This window comes from Pedobacter deserti (genome assembly GCF_024436415.1).
Taxonomy (GTDB): Bacteria; Bacteroidota; Bacteroidia; order Sphingobacteriales; family Sphingobacteriaceae; genus Pedobacter; species Pedobacter faecalis.
In genome coordinates this window covers 2365215-2388892 of sequence record NZ_JAFMZQ010000001.1, presented here as the reverse complement: position 1 = coordinate 2388892, position 23678 = coordinate 2365215, and the positions used below count along the sequence as shown (strand labels likewise).

General features: G+C 45.6%; 22 protein-coding genes. 8 read left to right on the top strand and 14 right to left on the bottom strand.

Features of this window, described 5'->3' with window-relative positions; all coding sequences use genetic code 11:
* Positions 1–4: 4 nt before the first annotated feature.
* The 4 genes from J3P40_RS10840 to proS are packed head-to-tail and all read right to left on the bottom strand — an operon-like array spanning position 5 to position 4034.
* The gene (locus J3P40_RS10840; RefSeq protein ID WP_256005420.1) at positions 5–517 is read right to left on the bottom strand and encodes a YdeI/OmpD-associated family protein; all 513 of its coding nucleotides are present in this window, start codon (positions 515–517) and stop codon (positions 5–7) included.
* 17 nt (positions 518–534) lie between these two features.
* Positions 535–1371, bottom strand: a complete 837-nt coding sequence (locus tag J3P40_RS10835; protein ID WP_370687728.1) for a TIGR02757 family protein — start codon at positions 1369–1371, stop codon at positions 535–537.
* Between the two features lie 33 nt (positions 1372–1404).
* A complete protein-coding gene (locus J3P40_RS10830) occupies positions 1405–2544 on the bottom strand; it encodes a cystathionine gamma-synthase (RefSeq protein WP_256005417.1) in 1140 nt (379 codons plus the stop codon).
* Between the two features lie 17 nt (positions 2545–2561).
* On the bottom strand, positions 2562–4034 hold the full coding sequence (gene proS / locus J3P40_RS10825; protein ID WP_256005416.1) for a proline--tRNA ligase: 1473 nt from the start codon (positions 4032–4034) through the stop codon (positions 2562–2564).
* Positions 4035–4140: 106 nt separating this feature from the next.
* Between proS and J3P40_RS10820 the strand changes: the two genes are divergently transcribed.
* Positions 4141–5085, top strand: coding sequence for a hypothetical protein (locus tag J3P40_RS10820; RefSeq protein WP_256005414.1), 945 nt, complete (start codon positions 4141–4143; stop codon positions 5083–5085).
* A gap of 56 nt (positions 5086–5141) precedes the next feature.
* The gene (locus J3P40_RS10815; RefSeq protein WP_256005412.1) at positions 5142–6668 is read left to right on the top strand and encodes an OmpP1/FadL family transporter; all 1527 of its coding nucleotides are present in this window, start codon (positions 5142–5144) and stop codon (positions 6666–6668) included.
* 72 nt (positions 6669–6740) lie between these two features.
* On the opposite strand, the gene J3P40_RS10810 is transcribed toward J3P40_RS10815, so the two are convergent.
* Positions 6741–8552 carry a UbiD family decarboxylase gene (locus J3P40_RS10810; RefSeq protein WP_256005410.1) on the bottom strand — a complete coding sequence of 604 codons (1812 nt, stop codon included), beginning with the start codon at positions 8550–8552 and terminating at the stop codon, positions 6741–6743.
* A 43-nt stretch (positions 8553–8595) separates the two neighbouring features.
* On the bottom strand, positions 8596–9075 hold the full coding sequence (locus J3P40_RS10805; protein ID WP_256005408.1) for a Dps family protein: 480 nt from the start codon (positions 9073–9075) through the stop codon (positions 8596–8598).
* Between the two features lie 177 nt (positions 9076–9252).
* Here J3P40_RS10805 and J3P40_RS10800 point away from each other — a divergent pair, with 177 nt between their 5' ends.
* The gene (locus J3P40_RS10800; protein ID WP_256005407.1) at positions 9253–10338 is read left to right on the top strand and encodes a LysM peptidoglycan-binding domain-containing protein; all 1086 of its coding nucleotides are present in this window, start codon (positions 9253–9255) and stop codon (positions 10336–10338) included.
* The gene (locus J3P40_RS10795; protein WP_256005405.1) at positions 10322–10969 is read left to right on the top strand and encodes a uridine kinase family protein; all 648 of its coding nucleotides are present in this window, start codon (positions 10322–10324) and stop codon (positions 10967–10969) included. The genes J3P40_RS10800 and J3P40_RS10795 overlap by 17 nt, the downstream gene beginning before the upstream one ends.
* Here the strand turns inward: J3P40_RS10795 and J3P40_RS10790 are convergent.
* The 5 genes from J3P40_RS10790 to J3P40_RS10770 are packed head-to-tail and all read right to left on the bottom strand — an operon-like array spanning position 10966 to position 16434.
* A complete protein-coding gene (locus J3P40_RS10790; RefSeq protein WP_256007069.1) occupies positions 10966–11628 on the bottom strand; it encodes a 3-oxoacid CoA-transferase subunit B in 663 nt (220 codons plus the stop codon). The two genes, J3P40_RS10795 and J3P40_RS10790, sit on opposite strands and share 4 nt — an antisense overlap.
* Position 11629: 1 nt before the next feature.
* The gene (locus J3P40_RS10785; RefSeq protein ID WP_256005404.1) at positions 11630–12331 is read right to left on the bottom strand and encodes a CoA transferase subunit A; all 702 of its coding nucleotides are present in this window, start codon (positions 12329–12331) and stop codon (positions 11630–11632) included.
* A gap of 51 nt (positions 12332–12382) precedes the next feature.
* The gene (locus J3P40_RS10780; RefSeq protein WP_256005402.1) at positions 12383–13474 is read right to left on the bottom strand and encodes a PQQ-dependent sugar dehydrogenase; all 1092 of its coding nucleotides are present in this window, start codon (positions 13472–13474) and stop codon (positions 12383–12385) included.
* 45 nt (positions 13475–13519) lie between these two features.
* A complete protein-coding gene (locus J3P40_RS10775) occupies positions 13520–15889 on the bottom strand; it encodes an endonuclease MutS2 (protein WP_256005400.1) in 2370 nt (789 codons plus the stop codon).
* Positions 15890–15891: 2 nt separating this feature from the next.
* Positions 15892–16434: a DUF4296 domain-containing protein gene (locus J3P40_RS10770; protein ID WP_256005398.1), complete on the bottom strand. Its 543-nt coding sequence runs from the start codon at positions 16432–16434 to the stop codon at positions 15892–15894.
* A 72-nt stretch (positions 16435–16506) separates the two neighbouring features.
* Between J3P40_RS10770 and J3P40_RS10765 the strand changes: the two genes are divergently transcribed.
* The 3 genes from J3P40_RS10765 to J3P40_RS10755 are packed head-to-tail and all read left to right on the top strand — an operon-like array spanning position 16507 to position 19680.
* Positions 16507–17196, top strand: a complete 690-nt coding sequence (locus tag J3P40_RS10765) for a YggS family pyridoxal phosphate-dependent enzyme (protein ID WP_256005395.1) — start codon at positions 16507–16509, stop codon at positions 17194–17196.
* 13 nt (positions 17197–17209) lie between these two features.
* The gene (locus tag J3P40_RS10760) at positions 17210–18496 is read left to right on the top strand and encodes an aspartate kinase (RefSeq protein ID WP_256005393.1); all 1287 of its coding nucleotides are present in this window, start codon (positions 17210–17212) and stop codon (positions 18494–18496) included.
* Positions 18493–19680: a THUMP-like domain-containing protein gene (locus J3P40_RS10755; RefSeq protein WP_256005391.1), complete on the top strand. Its 1188-nt coding sequence runs from the start codon at positions 18493–18495 to the stop codon at positions 19678–19680. Before J3P40_RS10760 ends, J3P40_RS10755 begins: the two co-directional genes overlap by 4 nt.
* Before the next feature lie 58 nt (positions 19681–19738).
* Here J3P40_RS10755 and J3P40_RS10750 read toward each other — a convergent pair whose 3' ends face one another.
* From J3P40_RS10750 to J3P40_RS10740, 3 genes are read right to left on the bottom strand one after another with little or no spacing between them, the layout of a single operon-like run.
* A complete protein-coding gene (locus J3P40_RS10750) occupies positions 19739–21448 on the bottom strand; it encodes a protein-disulfide reductase DsbD family protein (RefSeq protein WP_256005388.1) in 1710 nt (569 codons plus the stop codon).
* A gap of 6 nt (positions 21449–21454) precedes the next feature.
* A complete protein-coding gene (locus tag J3P40_RS10745; protein WP_256005386.1) occupies positions 21455–21901 on the bottom strand; it encodes a protein-disulfide reductase DsbD N-terminal domain-containing protein in 447 nt (148 codons plus the stop codon).
* A 39-nt stretch (positions 21902–21940) separates the two neighbouring features.
* Complete coding sequence (locus J3P40_RS10740; protein ID WP_256005384.1) at positions 21941–22987, bottom strand: PLP-dependent cysteine synthase family protein; 1047 nt, start codon at positions 22985–22987, stop codon at positions 21941–21943.
* A 163-nt stretch (positions 22988–23150) separates the two neighbouring features.
* On the opposite strand from J3P40_RS10740, the gene J3P40_RS10735 reads away from it, so the two are divergent.
* A complete protein-coding gene (locus J3P40_RS10735; RefSeq protein ID WP_256005383.1) occupies positions 23151–23621 on the top strand; it encodes an Lrp/AsnC family transcriptional regulator in 471 nt (156 codons plus the stop codon).
* Positions 23622–23678 lie beyond the last annotated feature (57 nt).

Genomic DNA, 23678 nt, shown 5'->3' with positions numbered 1-23678 from the left:
AGGACTACAGCTTAGCCTGCTTGTCTTCCCGCATCATTTCACCGAAGCTGAGCTTTCTGTCCATCGCTGATACAATTTTGACCAATCGTTTTGTTCGTGTTGATTCTGTTTTGGCAGAGTTTAGCCAATTGATATACCAGTTTCGGTGTGATTTAGGAAGAGCCATAAATCGTTCCATTAATTCTGGTTCGTCTGACAAACATAGCTCCAGATCCTCGGGCACTTCGATTTTAAAATCTCTATCCTCTTCCATATTGAGGATTACAGAGGCACCTGCTTCTTTTTTCAATTGCTTACGCAGGCTTGATTTTAATGCCAGTATGAAGTTTCCATCCCCAACGGGAACAGTGGCCATGCCGGAAATGATTACCTGGTCTATACTTCCCTTAATACGAAAACTCTTTCGGCAACCTGGTTTAATTTGGTTGGCGACAGTCTCGGGTATAAAAACATAACTCCATCCGGTCTTCTCACCCATTTCACCATAACGTTCAATCTCTGCTTTCAATGTGATCATGATACACAAGATACGATTTAAAACTTTTCTTCAACGCCAAGGCCAAATAGAGCGAAGTCGTATTTTACCGGATCATCCGCATCAAATTTTCTCAGTTCGCGGGTAAGCTCAACTGCCGTGCGCCAATCAGTTTGCTTCCGCTTGATCAATCCCAGCCTCCGTGCCACACGGTCTACATGAACGTCGCAAGGGCAGATCAAATCAGAAGGCTTTATATTATTCCACAAGCCAAAGTCGACACCTTTACTATCCTTCCTGACCATCCATCTCAGAAACATATTAAGCCGCTTGCAGGTCGACTTCTGGAGCGGGGAAGATATGTGTTTTATGGTTCGCCTCGGAAAATCGGGCAAGGAAAAAAAGTAAGATCTAAAATAGTTCAGAGCGCCCTCAATGCGGACATCACTGGCCGGAATTTCAGAAAGCATACAGGCAGAAGACGCCGGGGGTTTGCTAGAACCGAGCTCAGGCATATCCGGAAGATAGTCTTCATTTAAAGCAGAAACTGTCGGTCGGAATGCAGTCTCAAGCGTATCCGATTGTTGATAATGCTCACGCAGGAACGCCACAAAATACAACAAGTCGGTATCATTAAACGTTCGGTGTTTAAAACCCAGAAGTCTTTTCAGATCCTCATCAGAATGATGTAACACGAATTGATGCGGGGCATTGTCCATGCGATGAAACAATTCCCGGCATTTATTAATGATTGTTTTGCGCTGTCCCCAGGCCAATACTGCTGCGAAAAACCCCGTGATTTCGATATCCTGCTTCAGACTGAACTGATGAGGAATGCAGATAGGATCATTTTCGATGAAGTCTGGCCTGTTGTACTGGGCTGCCTTCAAGTCCATAAAATCCTTTAACTGCTGATGATCCAAATCTTTCTATTTAAGCGCCTGTTCCAGGTCCGCGAGCAGATCGTCAATGTCTTCAACACCCACGCTAAGCCTTAAAAGATTATCAGTTACCCCCACTTTTTCACGCTCTGCTTTGGGAATTGAACCGTGTGTCATCGTGGTCGGATGGTTAATCAGGGATTCCACTCCTCCCAGCGATTCAGCCAGAGTAAATACTTTAAAAGATGATGCTACGCGAAAAGTTTCCTGCAGGTCGGCGTCCTTTAATGTAATGGACACCATACCCCCAAATCCGCGCATCTGCGCTTTAGCTATCTGATGATTAGGATGATCTTCGAAGCCCGGCCAGAAAATCTTGTCAATCTTCGGATGGTTTTTAAGATATCTTGCAACACGCTCGCCATTCTCGCAATGTGCTTTCATCCTTAAATGGAGTGTCTTAATTCCTCGGAGCACAAGAAAAGCATCCTGCGGACCAGGAGTTGCTCCACACGCATTGTAAACGAACCAAAGATCCTTGTAAAGCTGATCATCGTTTACAAGCAATGCGCCCATAACAACATCCGAATGCCCACCGATATACTTGGTTACAGAATGCATCACGATGTCAGCGCCCTGGTCTATCGGATTTTGTAAATAAGGTGACGCAAAAGTATTATCAACTGCCAGCAGGACATTGTGCGCTTTGGCAATCTTTGATACCCCTGCAATATCTATGATACGCATTGTCGGATTGGTGGGTGTCTCAATCCATATCAGCTTCGTATTGCCGTTGATGTAAGCTGAAATGTTTTCTGGATCGGACAGATCAATGAAGTTGAATTTGATACCGTATTTTTCGTAGACTTTGGTAAATATCCGGTAAGACCCCCCATATAGATCATCACCGGTTATTACCTCATCTCCCGGCTTCAACAATTTCAGCACCGCATCTGTTGCGCCCATTCCGCTCGAAAAAGCCAGACCATATTTTGCATTCTCTAAAGCAGCAAGGCAGTCCTCGAGTGCCTTCCTTGTCGGATTTGTGCCGCGGGAATATTCGAAGCCCTTATTATCGCCCGGCGACTTCTGCCAATACGTGGAAGTCTGGTATATTGGGGTCATTACCGCACCCGTGGTCGGATCAGGCTCCTGACCCGCGTGGATCGCTTTAGTTGCAAATTTCATAGCTCTTATGATTTGATTTAGTAAGCCCTTGCAAAAAGTACGCGTTGCTTAGACGGCTTACCCGAATAAATGCAAACTCCATCTTCAAGGGGGTTATCTAAAGGTATACATCTGATCGTTGCCTTTGTTTCCTCTTTTATTTTTTGTTCTGTTTCAGGTGTGCCGTCCCAATGTGCAGAAACAAAACCAGCTTTTCCGTCGAGCAACGACTTAAACTCCTCATAAGAATCAGCAGGTGTGATATGGTCGGCCCGGAAATCCAAAGCCTTTTTATAAATGTTCTGCTGAATCTCGTCTAAAAGCTGCGGGATGAAAACCTCCAGACCTTCCTGCTGTACGGTCTGTTTCTCACGGGTATCTCTTCTGGCAATTTCAACGGTCCCGTTTTCCATGTCCCGTGCGCCAATAGCAAGCCGTACCGGCACACCTTTCAACTCGTATTCAGCAAATTTGAAACCAGGACGCTGCGTATCGCGGTCGTCATATTTAACAGAAATTCCTTTTTGTTTAAGCTTGAGCGTTAGTTCATCCACAAAAGCAGATATATTTCTCAATTCCTCATCGTTCTTATGGATCGGAACAATGACAACCTGTATTGGCGCCAGTTTTGGAGGGAGAACCAAGCCTGCATCGTCACTATGGGCCATAATTAATGCACCCATTAGGCGGGTAGACACGCCCCAGGAAGTGGCCCACACATGATCCAGTTTACCTTCTTTGTTGGTAAACTTTACATCGAACGCTTTGGCGAAGTTTTGCCCGAGAAAGTGTGAGGTTCCTGCCTGTAACGCTTTGCCGTCCTGCATCAAGGCTTCTATGCAATACGTGTCCAGCGCTCCTGCAAAACGCTCGTTAGGCGTTTTTACGCCTTTTACCACCGGCACGCCCATCCAGTTTTCTGCAAAGTCGGCATATACATCGAGCATCCGACGAGTTTCTTCAACCGCTTCCTCGGCCGTCGCGTGAGCGGTATGTCCCTCCTGCCACAAAAACTCTGTAGTACGCAGAAATAACCTCGTCCGCATTTCCCAGCGTACCACGTTCGCCCATTGATTCACCAGAATTGGCAGGTCGCGGTATGATTGGATCCATCCCTTATAGGTATTCCAAATGATCGTTTCTGAAGTAGGCCGTACGATAAGTTCCTCTTCTAGTTTGGCAGTCTCATCCACAATGATATTGCCCGTGCCGTCGTTCTTTAACCGATAGTGGGTGACCACAGCGCATTCCGTAGCAAAGCCCTCAACGTGAGAGGCCTCCTTTGAAAAAAAAGACTTAGGAATGAACAGAGGAAAGTAGGCATTACTATGACCAGTATCCTTAAATTTCTGGTCCAATACAGACTGCATTTTCTCCCAGATTGAATAACCATAAGGCTTAATAACCATACATCCTTTTACGGATGAATGCTCAGCCAGGTCTGCTTTTATAACAATATCGTTATACCACTGGGAATAATCTTCGTTTTTACTTGTAATACCTTTACTCATATGTCATTGGAACGTTTTTTGTCGTTAAATACCTTGTGTAGTTGGCCACAAATTTATAAATTTATACCTACAAAAAAATCGCTTCACACAATCAATACATACAGTTATGAAACCGAACCATTTATACACAAGTGTGCTTGCACTGGCAACGATCGTTGTTACGTCCTGCTCCGCTCCGCGGCTGGCGCAAAACAGCTCGGATGATGATGTTTACAATAGCGAGGCTACAGCCCGGGTTTATACGCCCGCTCCGATCAGGCCTTCCGAAAGTACGCCCTCCGCTCAAAACACACAACAGAGCGAGGAAACTTATGAAGAAAGTGATTACTATGGAACAAGCGATCCGTACTATGACATGGATTATTCGTCAAGGATAAACAGGTTTTATTATGGAACTCCATGGAGAAGCTATTACGATCCATATTTCTACGGCGGGTTTTATCCGTATAGCGGATGGTCAGTAGGAATAGGATTCGGACCTTTCTATAACAATTTCTGGAATTCACCGTACGCCGGCTGGGGCCATTATTATTCACCATTCTGGAGCTATAGCCCTTGGGGTTGGAATAGCATGTATTATGGCGGGGGCTTCTATGGTGGAGGATTTCTTGGCGGCGGATATTATGGTGGCGGGTACTATACAGGCCGCACCACAATCGTTCCTGACTACCGGTCGAGACCATCAATCGGTCGCGAGAACGGTGTAGGCGGTACCTACCGCAACGCTTCATCAAACGTCAGACCTGGGGTAACCCGATCAGACGCTAACGGAAACGTGGTCTCCAGGACAAGCCGCGCCGAAAGATATCGCAACGGAGAAGAAAGCTCCAGCAGGACGCAACGCGGAAGGGAAGCGGCTCCTGGCCGCGTACAGCAGCCCGCTCCTACACGTAGTACAGCACCTTCAAGGGAGCGTGCAACCCCTGCGCCGCGCACAGACAGCAGACCTACCTACACTCCGCCACCTTCACGAAGCAGCCAGGGCTCTTCGGGAAGAAGCAGTAGTGGAAGCAGTAGCGGCTCTCGGTCATCAAGAGGTGGCAGAGGATAAGATGTAATGCCCTGCGTATGATGCGCAGGGTTTCTTTTAACCTTGTTTTTTATCTAATGAAAAAATTAATATTATCTGTTGCTGCCTTAGCAGCAGCAACAGGAACCTTATACGGTCAGAGTTATACCCCAGACGTTTTAAAATTTTCGCAAACCAATTATGGCAGCACAGCCAGATTTAAAGGTATGGCCGGTGCGCAAATTGGTGTGGGAGGCGACATGAGTTCACTGGGATCGAATCCGGCTGGCCTGGGACTGTTCACAAGATCGGAATTTACCTTTACCCCCGAATTTAACGGTATGACAGGAAAGGCAAACTTTCTGAACCAGAATACTGAGTCATCTAAGAGTGTTTTAAACTTGAACAATGCCGGCGTCGTATTCTATAGTCCCTCCTGGCGAGCTAAAGGTCAGGACACAAAAAAAGGCGTTATCAGCACGGTTTTCGGAATCGGATATAATCGTAATAACGACTTTGGTGCGGAGTTCTCCTATTTGGGTACAAACCCGAGCAATTCCATCGCAGACTATTTTAGGGATGACGCAAATTTCAATTTGCCTCAGCGCCCCGGTGCTGGACCTGACGATCTTCCGGTGAACAGTCTGGGCAGCCTGGGCTACGAGGGTTATCTAATTGATTTTGACGAGCCAAACGGACAATTCCTTTCTTCAACCCGAAACAATTCCAACGCGCAATCTGCCAGCAATAGCCAATATAAAAATGAGATAAGATCCGGTTCAACTTCTGAGCTGAATGTGGCCGGAGCGCTTAATATATCCAACCAGGTATATATTGGGGCAAGTGTAGGATTAGTTAATGTGCGGTATATCAGCGACGGTGAATTCCGGGAGTCGGGTTACAACTTTGCAGAGGATGCCAATTATAGTCTGGTTTTCCGCAGAAACCAGGAAACCACGGGAACAGGTATAAACGCACGCCTGGGTGTGATTTTCAGGCCGGCGGACAATTTCCGGATTGGTGGTACGCTGCAAACACCTTCATGGATGCTTATTGAGGACAATACTTCATTCAAATTAAACACGTCAATAGGAACGAACAGAAATTACGATATCGAACCGATAAACTCTTTGTTTACGTACAGGGTTAGAACTCCTTTGAAAGGCTCATTGGGTGCCAGTTATGTGATTGCTGGAAAAGCTCTGGTTTCGGCCGACGTCGACTATATTGACTATTCGTCTATCAGGTTTTCTACGGATCAAGGTGTGGAACCAGGAACTATTGCCGCAGAAAACAGGCTGGTCAAAGACTACTACAAGAGCACAGCCAACTACCGCGTTGGTGCTGAATACAAAATCGACAATGCGTTAAGTATCCGCGGTGGATACGGCTTGAACGGCAGTGCAATTAAAGGTGATAGTGATTACTTCGCCACGAAAATCTATACCGGCGGTCTTGGGTACAGGGTGAACAACTATTACTTCGATGTTGCTTATCAGCACCTGAACACCAACACGGAGCTTGCGCCATATGAAGTGGGTACAGCGGAAAATCCGGAAGAACCCGTAGCAGACATCAAGACGCAAAGAAACAATGTGTTCCTGACTTTTGGTGTCAGGTTTTAACCTTTCAAGAGAAATTCGATTCTGTAAAAGGGGGCGATCTGAAAAGATTGCTCCTTTTTCTTTACCACATCATTACCAGCGTAGTTCCATGGCATCTAGTCGTTCCTCAACCGAGGAATCTTTGATCAGCTCCGGGGCATGATGAGGCTTTTTGCGGGCATCAATGATAACGGGTCCTTCGCATCCCCAATGCTTATCTATAGAAAACGCTTTATGTCCATGAATATCGGAGGCCGGATTGCTTCTGGTAAACGTCACCCAGACAAAATTATTAATGGAGGCTGCAGCAAATTGTCCATCGTCGCATAAAACCACCATAGCGATTCCTTCGACAATTTCTGAAAGAAAAGTACCCAACAACAGGAGTTCCTTTTCGGTTTCGGTAGCACTAACATACGCTGGGGCAGATATTGTCAGCACACCTGGTAACGCCAAGGCAACAGGGCCAAAACCCGCAGGCAGTCTGGAATGATCCGGCAAGGAAGAAGAAAGATCACGGACTTTTTCCCCGGCTGCGGCAAAGACCACCTTCGAACCAGAATTTAGTCCGGCCCCCGTGTAATCCAGCGTATCTATGGTAGTCTGGGTATGAAAATGCAGGTCTCGTCCAAAATCCACACGACTCAGCATGTGCTGTAAAAATCCGGAAATGTCGTGCGTACTTAGACTTTTATCATCTTCATGTGCTGCAATGAACAGATATTTCGCCAGACTAAGTTGGTTCTTCCCCAAAATATGGTTCGCAATAGTGAGGATCTCCTGAGGGCGACGCTCCTTTAAAAAAGGCGTGTATCGCTCGCTTCCTATCGCAAACAGCAAAGGGTGAACGCCGGCAGCGTCCACGGCATTTACTTCTTTAAGACCATGGATTTCTTTCGGCAGTGCCGATCCCGAAATCTCGTGGATAAGCGCCCCGAAACTGGTATCTTCCTGAGGCGGGCGGCCAACTACGGTGAACGACCATATAGCATCCTTGCGATGATATACGTTATGAACCTTCATTAGAGGAAACGGATGGGTCAGACTATAGTAGCCAAGATGGTCGCCGAAAGGCCCCTCCGGCTTATTTTCGCCCGGCTCAACAGTTCCCGTGATAACAAAGTCGGCATCAGCTGAGATACAAAAGCCCTCGTCATCATAGTAATACCTGAACCGCCGGTTGCCCAGAGCGCCGGCAAAGGTCATCTCAGACAGTCCCTCAGGGAGAGGCATCACAGCCGCCAAAGGGTGTGACGGGGGTCCTCCCACAAAAATGCTGACCTTTAACGGCTGTCCCTTTGCGTTGGCTTTGGACTGGTGTACCCCTATCCCGCGGTGAATCTGGTAATGCAAACCGACTTCTTTATCCTGGATATAGTCATTTCCGCCTAGCTGAATTCTGTACATCCCCAAATTGGCATTCATAATTCCAGGCCTATCCGGATCTTCCGTGTACACCTGTGGCATGGTGATAAAAGGACCTCCATCAAGTGGCCAGTTTACAATCTGCGGCAGGGCACTGATGGTAGTTTTCTGAAACGTATTCTTAAATAAACGTTGCTGTAAGGGAATGGCCTTTAGAGCCGCCATAGCTGTAGAAGCCAGCTTTAGCGGCTGTTTAATTGCTTTCATCGGGTCTGAGCGCACCTGAACTAGCTTTTCAACATTCGCCAGGGTGTCCCGAAATATAAACCTCGACCGCTCCAGCGTACCAAAAAGGTTTGACACCGCTGGAAACTGACTGCCTTTTATCCTTTCGAATAAAATAGCCGGCCCTTGTTGTTCATATACACGAAGATGGATCGCCGCCATCTCCAGATAAGGATCTACCTCTTTCTTAATCCTGATCAAATGACCGTGCCGTTCCAAATCGGCCACACACGCTGATAAGCTGTTATATCCCATACCGTTCAAATATAACCAAAGTTATCAGCTTAGGGATTGCAAGCTACTTTTTACCCGCAAACGAACGCAGCATCCAGGTTGTTTTTTCTTTAAATTGCATAAACCGGTTCACCATATCGTTGGTACCATCGTCGCCCGCCTGTTCACTGGCTTCCATCAGTTCGCGTTCCAGTTGAATTAACTTCGACATGTCGTCGAGCACCGCCTCAACCATATCCATGTCTTTCATGCCGATGGTGTCGATTTCCTGTATAGTCGACTCCTGTATATAATCCGAGAAACGGCTGTGAGGCGGTTTGCCTAAAGTTAACACCCGCTCGGCGATTTCGTCGATGGTCAATTGGGCGTTAGTATAGAGTTCTTCAAACTTAAGGTGAAGGGTAAAGAAGTTCTGGCCTTTGATATTCCAGTGACAGCCTCTTAATTTCTGATAATGAATATGATAGTTAGCAAGATATTCATTCAGCATGTCAACGACAGGCTTTACCTCTTTTTCATTTAAACTGATTTCTTTTGGGTCCATGGTTTAATATTCATTATTTTGGCAAAATACCATATTGCATGTCACAACAACTATTGTGCCGATCAGAGGCGTTGGGCTGGCATACAATAGTGTTTGACAAACAACGTTAATATATACGATTTCGAAGGCTTGCTTTTAAATCGTATTTTTACGACACATCATTACAGGGAAGATTGAATGTATAGATATTATATAATTGCTGCTATAGCGGTATCGCTTAACATAGCCGATGCCTCAGCAGCCGGTAAACGCGATTCCATAGGAGTAGAAAATTATAACGGTAAAAAACTTATTGTGCACCAGGTGGTGTCAAAAGACACTTATTATTCCATAGCGCGAAGGTATAAGGTTAACCCAAAAGACGTTTTAAATTTCAACGACAGCAAATTTTTGCAGGTTGGTGTGCTCATTAAGGTACCTACAGACCTGCCATTTGAAAGTACTGCGCCAACGGCGACAGGAGCGCCTGGCTCCGAGGTAGCTGGCAACCAAACATCTGGAACCATTGAACATGTTGTTCAGCGGAAGGAGAATCTCAATATGCTTGCCGAGCGTTATGGCACCACGGTCAACGAAATTAAGCGTATTAATAATCTAAGGTCCATTAACCTTCAGATCGGCCAGATTCTAAAAATGCCGGCCGGTTCTACAGCGCCCGAACCTCCTGTAAGTTCCCCAGCTTCTTTGCCATCGGTTACGCCTTCCAATCCTTCAGAAGAACTTATCGTACATACGGTTGCCTCCAATGAAACGATATATTCCATAGCTACGCGATATAAGCTGAGTATCGACCAGTTGAAGGCTAAAAACAATTTAACAAGCAGTTCATTGCGTGTTGGACAAAGACTCTTAATTAAGGGAGAATATCCTGCTGTGCCAGTTCCGGAACCTGCAACTGCGTCAGACACGCTTAATTCTATAACCGATCCCAAGCTGCGCTATCCGGCAAGCCGTTATGGATTAAATCAAATTGATGAAAAAGGTACTGGAGTGTGGATAGCAGACGCTGATCTCGACCCGACTAAAATGCTGGTGCTGCATCGGAACGCACCCATAGGGGGAATTATCAAAATAACAAACCCCATGACCAACAGGTCCACTTTTGCCAAAGTGGTAGGTAAATTCACTGAAAATGAGTCGACGAAAGACGTGATTATCGTGATGACCAAAGCTGTGGCCGATGCGCTTGGAGCATTGGATAAAAGATTTTATTGTAACCTGACTTACGGAGCTTCGGAAGTTACTCATGAGGAAGAGCAATAAACCTTTTATCATCGGAATAGCAGGGGGAAGCGGCTCGGGCAAGACCTTCTTTCTAAAATCCTTTCTTAATCATTTCAAACCAGGTGAAGTAACGCTGGTGTCTCAGGACGACTACTACATTGACGCGGGGGTGATGTCTATGGAAGAGAACAAGCTTTTTAATTTTGATCTTCCTTCAGCTATAGACCATAAGCAATTTGTCCATGACATCAGCAAGCTGGTTCACGGTGAGATCGTTTATAAAAAGGAATACAACTTTAACAATCCCCTTGCGGTTGTGAAGACCCTCGAAATCAAACCTGCACCGGTACTCATCATTGAAGGCTTGTTCATACTCCATTTTCAGGATATCGCCGCCTTGCTAGATCACTCTATCTTTATCGAAGCCAAAGGGTCCGTAGCACTGCAACGCAGGATCAGTCGCGATGATATTGAACGAGGTTACCCGAAAGAGGATGTGCTTTATAAATGGCACAATCACGTAGTTCCGGCCTACAAGGAATATCTTCTTCCGTACAAGTCGTCCTGCCATAGAATTGTCGTAAACAATGATAATACGCCGGAAAAAATCATTGAGCTAACAGACGCGATCTGCAGGGAGCTCAAGCTGCAACAGCTAAATAACTGTTAATCATTCAGCTGCATTTCCGGCACGTCAGCATCCGCGAATAGTTTGCCTGCTGTCGCATCACGGATATAATCCAGGCCAACACCTGGCGCCCGCTCAAGCAGTTTAAATCCGCCCGAGGGCAAAATATCCAATACGGCCAGTTCGGTAACCACCTTTTTAATGCAACGCACGCCAGTAAGCGGCAAGGTGCACTCCTTTAATAATTTGCTCTCTCCGGCTTTGTTAACATGCTGCATAGCCACAATGATATTCTTTGCAGACGCTACCAAATCCATGGCGCCACCCATTCCTTTCACCATCTTTCCGGGAATCTTCCAATTGGCAATATCACCATTTTCTGAAACCTCCATTGCGCCAAGAATCGTCAGGTCTATTTTCTGACTTCTGATCATCCCAAAACTCAATGCAGAATCGAATACAGCCGAACCAGGCAGCGTCGTTATCGTCTGCTTGCCGGCATTGATCAGATCGGCATCCTCCTCCCCTGCGAATGGGAAAGGGCCCATGCCCAACAGACCATTTTCCGACTGGAGCACAACATTTATTCCTTTAGGTATGTAATTCGCCACCAAAGTAGGAATACCTATACCGAGATTTACATAGTAGCCGTCCTGCAGCTCTTTGGCAATTCGCCTCGCGATACCGTTCTTATCCAGCATGTTATTTCTCTGATCTAACTGTTCTTTGCTCAATTCTCTTTTCGTACGCAGCACCTTGAAAAATGCGATGAACATACACACCGGGTGTATGGATCTGGTCCGGATCAAGCTCGCCAGTCTCTACCAGTTCTTCCACTTCCGCAATGGTAACCTTACCCGCCATGGCCATAACCGGATTGAAATTTCTGCTCGTATAACGGTAAATCAGATTCCCGGCCTTGTCACCCTTCCATGCTTTTACCAACGCGAAGTCTGCTTCAAATGCGTACTCCATAAGGTAGTCTTTGCCATTGAAGTTGCGAATCTCCTTCCCTTCCGCCACCTCGGTACCCACGCCCGCTGGGGTAAAAATAGCAGGCATACCATAACCAGCAGCCATACACCGGGTGGCAAGGGTTCCTTGAGGAATCAGTTCAACTTCAAGTTCTCCACTCAGTAATTGTCTTTCAAACTCCGCATTCTCGCCTACATAAGAAGCAATCATTTTTCTCACCTGGCGCTCTTTCAACATCAAACCAATACCAAAATCATCTACCCCAGCATTGTTGGATATGCAGATCAGATCTTTCACGCCCTTTCTCACCAGCGCAGCAATGCAATTCTCCGGGATACCACATAGACCGAAACCGCCAAGCATCAGCGTAGCGCCGTCCTCAATATCGCGGATGGCCTCATCTGCTCCTGAAACAACCTTATTAATCATGTTAAAATACTTTGACTGCTAAAGTATACGATATTCTGTATTCGAACCAAGTTATTTGCCCACTTCTATGATTTTGTCGGCATTTCCGTTGCTGCTCGCAAGGTAAATCTTCCCCTCCGGTGAACTGCAGATCGCCCGTAGCCGACCGTATGCATTCACGAAGTACTCCTCCGTATCTACTATTTTATCACCGGCCTCATTAAGTTTCAGTCGCAACATTTTAGATCCTTTAAGAGCGACGAGTAAAAGCGCATTTCGCCATTGCGGGATATAATCAGAATTATAGTACAATAGACCGCACACCGCAATGGTGGGCGTCCATGCCATGATCGGCTCAACTACGTTGTTGGCTGTGCAGAACGTGCCCTCGTTGCCTTTATCGCAATAACCTTCCACGCTTGGCCACCCGTAATTGGCACCCTTACTGATGATGTTAATTTCGTCATCATTGCTGGGGCCATGCTCAGAGGCATATATGCGGCCATTCCCTTCGGTTAGTCCCTGCGCATTACGATGCCCTACAGTCCATACAGGGCTTCCGGCAACAGGGTTGTCTGCAGGTATCGATCCATCCAGGTTAAATCTCAATATCTTTCCAGACAAGCTCTGAATGTTCTGCGCAGCCGAGCCATTACCTGCATCGCCGGTGGTCACGAGCAATTTTTGGTCTGACGTGATCAGAAGTCTGGAACCGTTGTGGATTGATCCGGCCGAAATACCGTCTACAATGACTGAAGGCGATGTGAGCGTACCGTTCTGGTATATAAAACGCACCACCTTTTCCCGGTACGGCGACCCATAGTTATACACAACATAAACCCACGGCCTTGTATTAAATTGCGGATGCAAAGCCATCCCAAGCAGGCCTCCCTCTCCTGTAGCAACAACATCAGGTAGCATGTAAACCGATAAAACTGCGCCCGACTGCACATTCACCCGGCTGATTTTACCCCCACGCTCCGTAATCCAGAGATGGCCATCGGGGCCATATATCATTTCCCATACGTGCGACAAGCCGCTGCTAACAACACGGGTTTTAATTTCTGCATCAGGCAATTCCTCGACAGGGCCTGGAGATTTGCTTTTCTTACATGCGAGGGCACAAAACGACACCAGAAGAAGTAAAATAACAAGCTGTTTCATAACACTTTATTTGCTATAAAAAACAACCTGAAATTGAATATGTTTTTAGTTGAAATACACGTAGGTAATTCCATCTCCGCCTCGGTCAGCATGTTCATCCTCCAGACGATCTACCTGACTGTATTTTTTAAGATATTCCCTGATCAGCTTCCTGAGGATCCCATCCCCTTTTCCATGAATGATCTTGATAAAAGGGAATCCCAGCATAAGTGCCTTGTCCAGATAACGTTCGAGCTCATACAACGCATCCTCGCCCCTCCTGCCGCGCAGATCAAGTTCTGCACTGAACCCGGAAATAGCCTCAGTCATACGGCCGCTATAAGAATTGCTTTGTACCACTTTTTTTGCCTGCTTGTTGCTGATCTTATGCACGCGGTTCTTCTTGATAACAGACCGCAGATCCCCGAGTGCAACAACCAGGTTATCCCGGTTGATCTCCAAGACCTGTCCCGCAGTCTCACTATTATTCAGTTGCACCCAGTCGCCCACCTCAATTGGCGTATTTACCAGCTGAGCCGGCGCCTTTGGTTCCTCTCTGACTTGATTTTGCAAAAGTTGTTTGTTCAAATCCTGGCGTAAATTACGGGTTACAGTCTTATCTGCCTTTGTGCCCTTAATCTCGGCTATCGTATGTTCCACCAGCTTGTTGGCATTCTTTATGATGCTCTGCGCTTCCAGTTTAGCTTCGCGGATCAGTGCTTTTCTGTTTTCTTCCAGATGCTGTTTTAACTTTTCGTTTTCGGCGACAAGGTTTTTAGCTTTGTTCTGCTGGTTGGCCAACTGCACCCTGGCGTCATAAATCTGCTTCTTTTCGCGTTCAAGATCTACAAGCAAACTATCAATACGATTCTGATCTGCACCCGTCTTGGTCCTAGCCAAATCAAGTACCTCCCTTTGCAGCCCAATGTTCTGGGCGATTTCGAAAGCGTAGGAACTTCCCGGTTTGCCGATTTCCAAAACGTACATCGGCTTCATCCGGTCATTATCAAACAACATCGAGGCATTTTCTAAACCCTCGGTATTCCCGGCAAACAGCTTCAGGTTAGAATAGTGCGTTGTGATCACACCGCGAGTCTTTTTGTTATTCAGCACTTCCAGTACAGCCTCTGCCATCGGACCCCCGAACTGAGGATCTGTTCCTGTACCGAACTCATCGATGAGCACGAGCGATCTAGGCGTAGCATGCGCTACGAAATACTTCATTTTTGTAAGGTGAGCACTATACGTGCTTAAATCACTTTCTATCGACTGATCGTCGCCTATATCAGCGAATATCTGGTCAAAAACACCCACCTCGCTGGCTTCATCTACCGGTATAAGCAATCCGGCCTGAGTCATTAACTGCAGTAAACCCACGGTTTTCATGCAGACAGATTTACCGCCCGCGTTTGGTCCTGAAACCAAAAGAATACGTAGTTCATTGTGTATGTGAATGTTCAGCGGTACCACTGTTTTCCCTTCTTCTTTGAAAGATAAGTACAACAAAGGATGACGGGCATTTACCAGTTTTGTTTTTGGTTCCTTGGTCAGGATCGGCATTTCACCCTGAATCTCAAGTGCGAAAAGCGCTTTTGCCCGCACAAAATCCAGCTTGGTCAGAAATCCGTGGTAAGACAAGAGCAAAGGTGTGTAAGGCCGAAGATCGTTGGTAAGCCCAATTAATATTTTAATAATCTCCCGCCGTTTATCAAATTCCAGATCCCGGATTTGGTTGTTCAATGTAAAAACTTCCTCGGGTTCAATATATACCGTCTGTCCGCTTGCCGATTCGTCGTGCACAAAACCCCGCAGTTTTCGCTTATTCTCCGCCAGTATAGGTATACACATTCTGCCGTCCCTGATGGTCAGGCTACCATCAGCAACCCAATTGTTGGCTACAGCTTGCTTATACACCGAGTCCATACGCTTTCTAACATCCTGCTCGGTTTTAGCGATATCTCCCAAAATCTGTTGAAGTGCCGGGGAAGCATTGGGTTTAATTTTGCCTTTTGCATCCAGCACAGCTTCTATGCGCCTGAGTATATTTTTCTCCACAGGTAAGTGCTCCAGCAAAGCTTCCAATGCAGGATACACATCCTTTCGTTCGTCGAAGAAGCGCAGTACAGAAAAAACAGTCTGCAGCGAAACATACATTTGGTAAAGTTCCTCCTCAACCAAATAGGTACCTTCAACCTTTATCTTATCGGCAAGAACCTTCACATCGAAAAATGTGCTGATCTGCAGAGGTTCCTGGTTCTGCAGAATGTTCTTGAACTCATAAGTCTGCCTCAAGAACTTATCGATCTGATCAAACTTATTCATTACCTGCATCTTACTTACCATAAGTTGCCCCATGGTGCTCAGGCAATGACGGTGAATAAGTTGTTTTATCTCATTAAAACCCAACCGCTCTGTACAATTCTCCGGATATAACATCTTTAACTCTTTTCTGCTTTTTTGAAAGACAATTTCTTCTTCAATATGCTGCGTGATTTTACCTTCTCCAGAGAGTCTGCCCGCTTTATCGAGTCTGTGCGCCTCTTCTGCCTGGCGACCGGCAAATTCTTGAGCGAATCTGCGACCTTAGCGCTGTCGGCCTTTGCTTTTTTTCTGGCTGCCTGCTCTATTTTAACATTCTTTAGCGAGTCTGCCCGAACGATCTGCCTTTTCTCTTTCTCGAATTGCGTCCCGACTTTTTTGTATATCTCATCAAGCGTCTTTGGATCCGAATAATAATACTCCATACTCCTGGCATACAAGGCCGAGTCTATCCCGTATTTCTTGTAAATCCCCTTATAATAAGCCGCGGCAAGCACTTTGGCCGTATCTATATTCGCAATCGTATTGATATATCCGTCGGTCAGGTGAATATCGTGCAAAACGCTAGCCATCTGATCGGGCTGTACAATATCTTTAGGGATTCCAGGCTTGCAACCAGCCATCAGGATGATTAGCGTACCAAGAACTATAAAATTTCTCATTCAGTTAAATCGTCTTCTTTTTCTTAGCCAAAGTTCACTAAGGTTGTTAATTTTACCCAAAAATACTGATAAATGAGTATAGCAGATAACTTATTAAAATATAAAAAGGAACTGGAGGGAACAGGTACGCAACTTGTTGCTGTGTCAAAATACCAGCAGGTCGAGGCAATCCAGGAGGCCTATGATGCAGGACAGCGCGCTTTCGGAGAAAATATCGTACAGGAACTGGTGGAAAAACAACCACAGCTTCCAGACGATATCGAATGGCATCTCATTGGTCACCTGCAAACCAACAAGGTAAAGTACATCGCTGCTTTTGTAAAACTTATCCATTCGGTCGACAGCCTTAAACTTCTGATCGAAATAAACAAACAGGCTGTCAAGCACGACAGGGTGATCGACTGCTTGCTGCAAATCTATATCGCCGACGAGGAAACAAAATTCGGACTTGGTTTTGATGAGGCTGTTGATCTTCTTCGATCAGAGGAGTATGCAAATCTCAAAAACATAAGAATCGTTGGTTTGATGGGCATTGCAAGCAACAACGCCTCAGAGCGGCAAACCCGCGATGAATTCCAGGAGCTGAAAGTCCTCTTTGATGGCATCAAAGTAAGCTTCTTCAGAAAGGAAGACAGCTTCAGGGAACTGTCCTTTGGCATGTCGGGCGACTATAAACTGGCTGTTGAAGCAGGGAGCACCATGGTTAGGATTGGAAGTAGTATATTCGGAAAACGCATTATCAAGCATTTCAAAGCCAAGTAAAGTAAAGAGCAGGATGAAAATATATAAGTTCGGAGGTGCCTCCGTAAAAGATGCTGATGGTGTACGCAACCTGGCAAATATCATGGTCAATTGCGAGCAGAGCCAATTGCTCGTTGTTATTTCAGCAATGGGAAAGATGACCAATAAACTCGAAGAGCTAACCCAGGCGTACCTCTACAGTGCATCAAATACCCTGGAAGTGCTTAACGACATCAAGCAGTTCCACTTTAATATACTCAATGAACTCTTTCATGATTCGCAGCATCCGGTTTATAACGATATATCCAACACCTTTGTCGAGATCGAGTGGTTGCTCGAGGAAGAACCTGCGGATGCGGCAGACTATATCTATGATCAGATCGTTTCCATTGGTGAAATCGTGTCTACCAAAATAATAGCGGCCTACCTCAATGAAGTGGGCTGCAGCGTCAAGTGGGTCGACGCGCGAAACTACATTCATACCGACAATACCTATCGTGAGGCGGCTGTCGACTGGGACAAGACTGAAAAGGAAATTAATCTGCATCTTGCACCCATCCTGGAGAAAGGTATCGCGGTAACACAAGGATTTATCGGCAGCACGAGCGAAAACTTTACGACTACACTGGGCAGGGACGGTTCCGACTATTCTGCGGCGATATTTGCTTCCTGCCTCAATGCCTCCTCTTTAACCATATGGAAGGATGTCCCCGGCGTATTGAACGCCGACCCCAAATGGTTCGATGAGACAGAAAGAATTCCTCAGCTTTCCTATCATGACGCCATAGAACTGGCCTATTATGGCGCCACCATCATCCATCCCAAAACCATCAAACCAATTCAAAACAAAAACATTCCCTTATTCGTAAGATCTTTTCTAAACCCAGAGGCTCCCGGAACGGACATCACCGGAATGAATAACCATTTGCCGGTACCTTCATTTATTTTCAAGGTTAACCAGGCCCTCATATCCATTTTTCCTAAGGACTTTTCCTTCATCATAGAAGAGAACCTGAGCCATATATTCAGCGTTTTTCACAAGCATAAGATTAAGATTAACACGATGCTGAACTCTGCGATCAGCTTTTCGGTGAGTTTCGACTTCGACGCACAAAAAATGGACAGCCTGATTACAGAGCTGTCTGCCTCTTACAAGGTTAAGTACAACACGGGACTGGAACTGGTAACCATCAGGTACTATAATCAGCAAACCATCGACAGGGTGACCGTCAATAAGGCTATATTGCTCGAAGTTAAGAGTCGTCATACCTGCCAGATCGTGATGAGAGATAAGGCACCTGTAAATAACGTTGCGGTTTGAACATCCATTTACTGACATCGGAAGTACAGGATTACATCAATGCACATTTACATGACGATGCTGGCAAGATCGCGCTTTCAAAAAGTCCATTCGCCAATGTGAGCAGTGCCGAATTAGCCAACCAGATCGCTGCCAAACGAAAGTCAAGGAAGAAGCTTCCTACCTGGTTTAACACGACTGGCATCTGTTACCCCCCTCTTCTATCTATTGAACAGTGCTCGTCGGAAACTACTGCAACATTTAAGGCGCAGCTGGCTATAGGCGAAAGCCTGCTCGATCTTACGGGAGGGTTTGGAGTCGACAGCTATTATTTTTCCAAAAATGTCGGCAGGGTTTTGCATTGCGAGATCAATCCGGAATTATCTGCTATCGCATCGCATAATTCCGGTGTACTTCAAAGATCCAATGTCGATTTTATGGCTGCCGACGGAATGCGTTACCTTCAGGAGAGTTCCAGCAGTTTCGACACGATATATCTGGACCCGGCAAGACGGAGCAGCAGCGGTAAGGTATTTATGCTGAAAGATTGCGTTCCTGACGTAACTACTCATCTCGACCTGCTTTTGGCCCGCTCATCCCGTCTGATCATAAAAACAGCACCTCTTCTTGATCTTTCTGCCGGACTTGCTGAACTCAAAAAGGTGTCTTCTATTTACATTGTCAGTGTAAAAAATGAATGCAAAGAATTGCTTTGGGTTATGGACAAGCAGCGCACAGAAGGCCTCCAGATCCATAGTATCATGCTCAACAACCCTCATAAGCACTTTAGCTTTGCATGGGGCGAGGAGCGCATAGAGGCTGCTCTCCTGGAAGCGGAGATTGCCACAGGGGAATATCTCTACGAACCGGATGCCGCAGTACTGAAAAGCGGCGCCTTTAATCTGATTGGCGACCGTTATGGTATTGTTAAGCTTCACCAGCAGTCTCAGTTATTTTGGAGCCGCACAGCAAATACAGATTTCCCCGGAAGAATCTTTAAAGTCGAGCGTGTACTGAAGGCGACTGAGTTAAAAAAAGAAAAAGATTTATCAGGAAATGTTATTACGAGAAATTACCCGGAACGGGCAGATAATCTTTTAAAGAAGCATAGGATCAAGCCTGATGATAAACGCTTTCTGATCTTCACAAAGACCACTACCACAGGATACACTGTGTTCGACACCACCATCCTGCAGCACTATTAATAAACCAGGTCGGCATCCACCGACCTGAGTTTATCTATTAACTACCTAAATTGTTTTCTTACTTTTTTGCTTCGAAAGCGTCAACTCCGCTTTTTAAATAAGCAGCATATTCAGCAACGTCAAATATTGCGCCCTGAGGCTTAACAAGCGTGTTAAGGTCATGGTCTACCAGCACGTAATAAGGCTGGGCATTAGATCCGTACTTCGTTGCTTGAAAATCCAGGTTCCAATAACCTAAATCGTCTGTTTTACGTTTAAGGATATCTGAAAAATGAACCTTTTCCGCAGGCATCTTAACCGTGCGCTCATCTACATAAAGCTGGATTAATACGTACTTGTCGTTGATCAAATTCTTCACTTCAGGTTTAATCCAGACATTGTCTTCCATTTTACGGCAGTTTACGCAAGCATGCCCCGTAAAATCCAGGAGTATTGGTTTGTTCACCTTCTTTGCATATTCCAGTCCCTCTTCCAGCTCAAAGAAAGGATGGAATCCAACCGGAGCATGTAATACATCACTATATTTCACTGAAGCTGGAAAGCCCTCTGCCGAACGACTGCCGGCAGTACCGCCGCCATTACTCAAAATGAAATCCTGCGTATTCATCGGAGGTGCGAGGCCGCTTAGTACACTTACGGGTGCACCCCACAATCCAGGAACCATATACATCGCAAAAGAGAACGATAGAATGGCAAGGAACAAACGCGGTACCGAAACATAGGGCAGATCGCTGTCGTGTGCGAATTTGAGCTTACCTAACAGATAAATGCCCATCAACACGAAGATAACAATCCATAAAACGAGGAATACTTCACGATCAAACCATTCCCAATGCCAAACGAGGTCTGCCGCCGATAAAAATTTCAGGGCCAGCGCCAGTTCAAGGAAGCCTAAACAAACTTTTACACTGTTAAGCCAGCCACCTGATTTCGGCATGCTGCTCAAGAAGCCCGGGAAAATGGCCGATAATGTAAACGGAAGCGATAATGCCAGCGCAAAGCCGAACATACCAATAGCCGGGGCCAGCAGCTCTCCTTTAGAACTTGCGTCTACCAGTAAAGTACCGATAATTGGTCCAGTACATGAGAACGAAACTAAGGCAAGCGAAGCGGCCATAAAGAAAATACCGCCTAAGCCTTTGCTGTTGTCCGCCTTCTGGTCTATTTTATTTACAAACGAGCTTGGAAGTGTGATCTCAAACGCCCCGAAGAACGAGATTGCGAATACCACCAGCAGAATAAAGAAGAAGAAATTGAACAACCCGCTGCTGCTCAACGCATTCAATCCTGCCGAGCCGAACAGCACAGTGATCAGCAACCCGAAAGCTACATAAATTACAATGATCGAAAGTCCATATATCAAAGCCAGGCCGGTTCCTTTCCCTTTACTGCCCGCTTTTTTTGTAAAGTAACTGATGGTCAATGGTACCATCGGGAAAATGCATGGCATTAAAAATGCTAAGAACCCGCCCACAAGGCCGGCTATAAATGTTTCCCAAAGATTTTTCTTTTGTTCAGCCTTTTCAACTGTAGCACCAGCCTTCGCGGCTTCTGCTTTAACCACAGACGAATCGGCACTTGTACTGTCAGATGCAACCACGGCAGCAGAATCGCTAGCAAAGGTCGTGTCTGCCACCATCTCCGTAAACTCAATATCATCAAACGTGGTATCCTGATCCTGCGCAAATACAACAGTTGTACCTGCGAAAAAAATACCTATAGTTAGCACAAGCACCATGATGCCTGTGCTAAAATTCTTAAGAAACATTATCGATTACTTTACAGGAATTGAAAACTCTACAGTTTCTGGCGGAAGGCAGCTCTGGTCGTCACATACCATGTATTCCAAAGATCCTTTCACAACAGGGTTAGCACCTGTAAGCTTAACTTTCTGCTGAAACACAACCGACTTCTCGAAATAGCTCACATTCATATCAAAGGTCTTCTCGAACTTTGTGATCGGTTTTGGTTCAGTCACCGGACCTACTGGCTTGAAAGATTTCGAAGGGGCTAAGGTGAAACTGGTCTTCACAGGACCACCATCAGCCATATTTTGTGAATAAATATGCCAGCCATCCTCAATAGTAGCTTTAATTAAAACTACCGCATCAGTTTTAGAAGTTTTCTTTGCAGCATAACTCCACTTTACAGGTTTTTGGATCTGACTACTCGCTGAAATGCTGAAAAGTAATCCAACGGCTAACAAAAATAGATTTTTCATGTTTTTATGTGTTAGTTGATTTGTTTAAGTTTATTCTCTCTATAATCTACAAATGGTACTATACCCGGTGAAAACAGTATCCGTCGAGATGTAATTGTCTTTCACTGGTTCCTCTTTCACTAAATCGGTGCTAAGATACTTTTTATTACTATCACTCAATAACGTTACTATAACAGATTCGACTCCCATTTCCTCTTTTAGTTTAATTGCACCGATCACATTTGCGCCCGACGAGATACCTACAGCCAGCCCAAGCTCTTTCGCCAGCTTCTGCGCCATGATAATAGCATCTCCGTCGTTAGCCTGGATAACCTCATCCAGGTCGTCCAATTTAACGATAGCGGGAATAAACTCATCAGATATCCCCTGTATCCTGTGACTGCCTACCTTATAACCGGTAGTAAGCGTCGGACTTTCAGCCGGTTCAAGAGGATGTATCTTAATATTCGGATTGCGTGCCTTCAATCCCTTGCCCACGCCCATTACTGTTCCTCCCGTTCCTACTCCGGCCACGAACGCATCAGGTGTCATCCCATTCATTTTAAGCTGCTCCCAGATCTCCCTTCCTGTCGTTTTCTCATGAGCCTCTTCGTTGTAGCGATTTTCAAACTGTCTGGGCAAAAACACACCACCCTTAGCAGCCATTTCCTCACACATCCGTATGCTGCCCAGAAATCCACCTTCTTCCTTGCTTACAAGAATAACTTCGGCACCCATACTTTTTATAATATCGATACGCTCTTTGCTCAACCAGTTGGGCATAATGATTTTAACAGAATGGCCTAAGGCCTTTCCTATAGCGGCAAACGCAATACCTGTATTTCCACTGGTAGCCTCTATAATAGTATCACCTGGATTAATTACTCCGCTTTTATAAGCTTCAGACATAATATTGAGCGCCATTCTATCTTTAACGCTTCCGGTGAGATTATAGTGTTCACACTTGACATATATTTTTCCGGGATTTCCCTTGTAGGTATACTGCAATTCGAGCATCGGCGTATTTCCCACCAGGTGCCACAAGTGCGCAAATTTATTCTCCAGATCTGTGCTGAAAGCTTCAGCAACTTTGGTTTCCACTAACATAGTCTGCCTTTAAATATCAATAACAAAATTCAGCACAGTTAGACGTATTATCAATACATAGCGGTAAAAACAAGAAATTATTCGGAAAACGTAAATATTATTGTGCGTTTTTCTATTTTAGCATGCTGATAGAACCAAATGATGACTTTTTTCCATTAAGCAGATGAGCACGCAAACAGATTTAGATCATACAGACCTTCAAATTCTCAAGTTCCTGCAGAGGGACGCTACCTTAACAAACAAGGAACTTGCTTTCAAACTGAACAAGTCCATTGCTACCATCCATGAACGGGTGCGCAGGCTTAAGGAACAGGGATATATCAAGCGGATTGTCGCGATTCTCGACAGGAAGAAGGTCAACCGGAGCCTGATCGCGTTCTCTCACGTATTTTTGAAAGAACACACGGCAGAAACGCTGGGCGAATTCGAAACTGAAGTCGCGAAGTTCAGCGAAGTCATGGAATGCTTTCAGATGACTGGTGCATACGACTTTATCCTGCGCATTGCAACAAGCGATATGGATGCTTATCACCTGTTTCTGCGCAATAAACTTGCTACGCTCCCAAACGTAAGCACAGTACAAAGCTTTTTCGTCTTATCAGAAACCAAAAGTGATACTGCCTATCCACTTTAGACAGAATCCTAAAATACTAAGGCTGGCCCTTATCGGCCAGCCTTCTACAACAGGTAA

What these genes read in the sequence shown, in the direction of transcription:
- J3P40_RS10810 (WP_256005410.1), bottom strand. Translation starts at nt 8,552, where the DNA reads ATGGGATATAACAGCTTATCAGCGTGTGTGGCCGATTTGGAACGGCAC.
- J3P40_RS10835 (WP_370687728.1), bottom strand. Translation starts at nt 1,371, where the DNA reads ATGGACTTGAAGGCAGCCCAGTACAACAGGCCAGACTTCATCGAAAAT.
- J3P40_RS10775 (WP_256005400.1), bottom strand. Translation starts at nt 15,889, where the DNA reads ATGTTATATCCGGAGAATTGTACAGAGCGGTTGGGTTTTAATGAGATA.
- J3P40_RS10750 (WP_256005388.1), bottom strand. Translation starts at nt 21,448, where the DNA reads ATGTTTCTTAAGAATTTTAGCACAGGCATCATGGTGCTTGTGCTAACT.
- J3P40_RS10745 (WP_256005386.1), bottom strand. Translation starts at nt 21,901, where the DNA reads ATGAAAAATCTATTTTTGTTAGCCGTTGGATTACTTTTCAGCATTTCA.
- J3P40_RS10765 (WP_256005395.1), top strand. Translation starts at nt 16,507, where the DNA reads ATGAGTATAGCAGATAACTTATTAAAATATAAAAAGGAACTGGAGGGA.
- J3P40_RS10800 (WP_256005407.1), top strand. Translation starts at nt 9,253, where the DNA reads ATGTATAGATATTATATAATTGCTGCTATAGCGGTATCGCTTAACATA.
- J3P40_RS10785 (WP_256005404.1), bottom strand. Translation starts at nt 12,331, where the DNA reads ATGATTAATAAGGTTGTTTCAGGAGCAGATGAGGCCATCCGCGATATT.
- J3P40_RS10815 (WP_256005412.1), top strand. Translation starts at nt 5,142, where the DNA reads ATGAAAAAATTAATATTATCTGTTGCTGCCTTAGCAGCAGCAACAGGA.
- J3P40_RS10740 (WP_256005384.1), bottom strand. Translation starts at nt 22,987, where the DNA reads ATGTTAGTGGAAACCAAAGTTGCTGAAGCTTTCAGCACAGATCTGGAG.
- J3P40_RS10735 (WP_256005383.1), top strand. Translation starts at nt 23,151, where the DNA reads ATGAGCACGCAAACAGATTTAGATCATACAGACCTTCAAATTCTCAAG.
- J3P40_RS10770 (WP_256005398.1), bottom strand. Translation starts at nt 16,434, where the DNA reads ATGAGAAATTTTATAGTTCTTGGTACGCTAATCATCCTGATGGCTGGT.
- J3P40_RS10780 (WP_256005402.1), bottom strand. Translation starts at nt 13,474, where the DNA reads ATGAAACAGCTTGTTATTTTACTTCTTCTGGTGTCGTTTTGTGCCCTC.
- J3P40_RS10840 (WP_256005420.1), bottom strand. Translation starts at nt 517, where the DNA reads ATGATCACATTGAAAGCAGAGATTGAACGTTATGGTGAAATGGGTGAG.
- J3P40_RS10805 (WP_256005408.1), bottom strand. Translation starts at nt 9,075, where the DNA reads ATGGACCCAAAAGAAATCAGTTTAAATGAAAAAGAGGTAAAGCCTGTC.
- J3P40_RS10830 (WP_256005417.1), bottom strand. Translation starts at nt 2,544, where the DNA reads ATGAAATTTGCAACTAAAGCGATCCACGCGGGTCAGGAGCCTGATCCG.
- J3P40_RS10760 (WP_256005393.1), top strand. Translation starts at nt 17,210, where the DNA reads ATGAAAATATATAAGTTCGGAGGTGCCTCCGTAAAAGATGCTGATGGT.
- proS (WP_256005416.1), bottom strand. Translation starts at nt 4,034, where the DNA reads ATGAGTAAAGGTATTACAAGTAAAAACGAAGATTATTCCCAGTGGTAT.
- J3P40_RS10795 (WP_256005405.1), top strand. Translation starts at nt 10,322, where the DNA reads ATGAGGAAGAGCAATAAACCTTTTATCATCGGAATAGCAGGGGGAAGC.
- J3P40_RS10790 (WP_256007069.1), bottom strand. Translation starts at nt 11,628, where the DNA reads ATGCTGGATAAGAACGGTATCGCGAGGCGAATTGCCAAAGAGCTGCAG.
- J3P40_RS10820 (WP_256005414.1), top strand. Translation starts at nt 4,141, where the DNA reads ATGAAACCGAACCATTTATACACAAGTGTGCTTGCACTGGCAACGATC.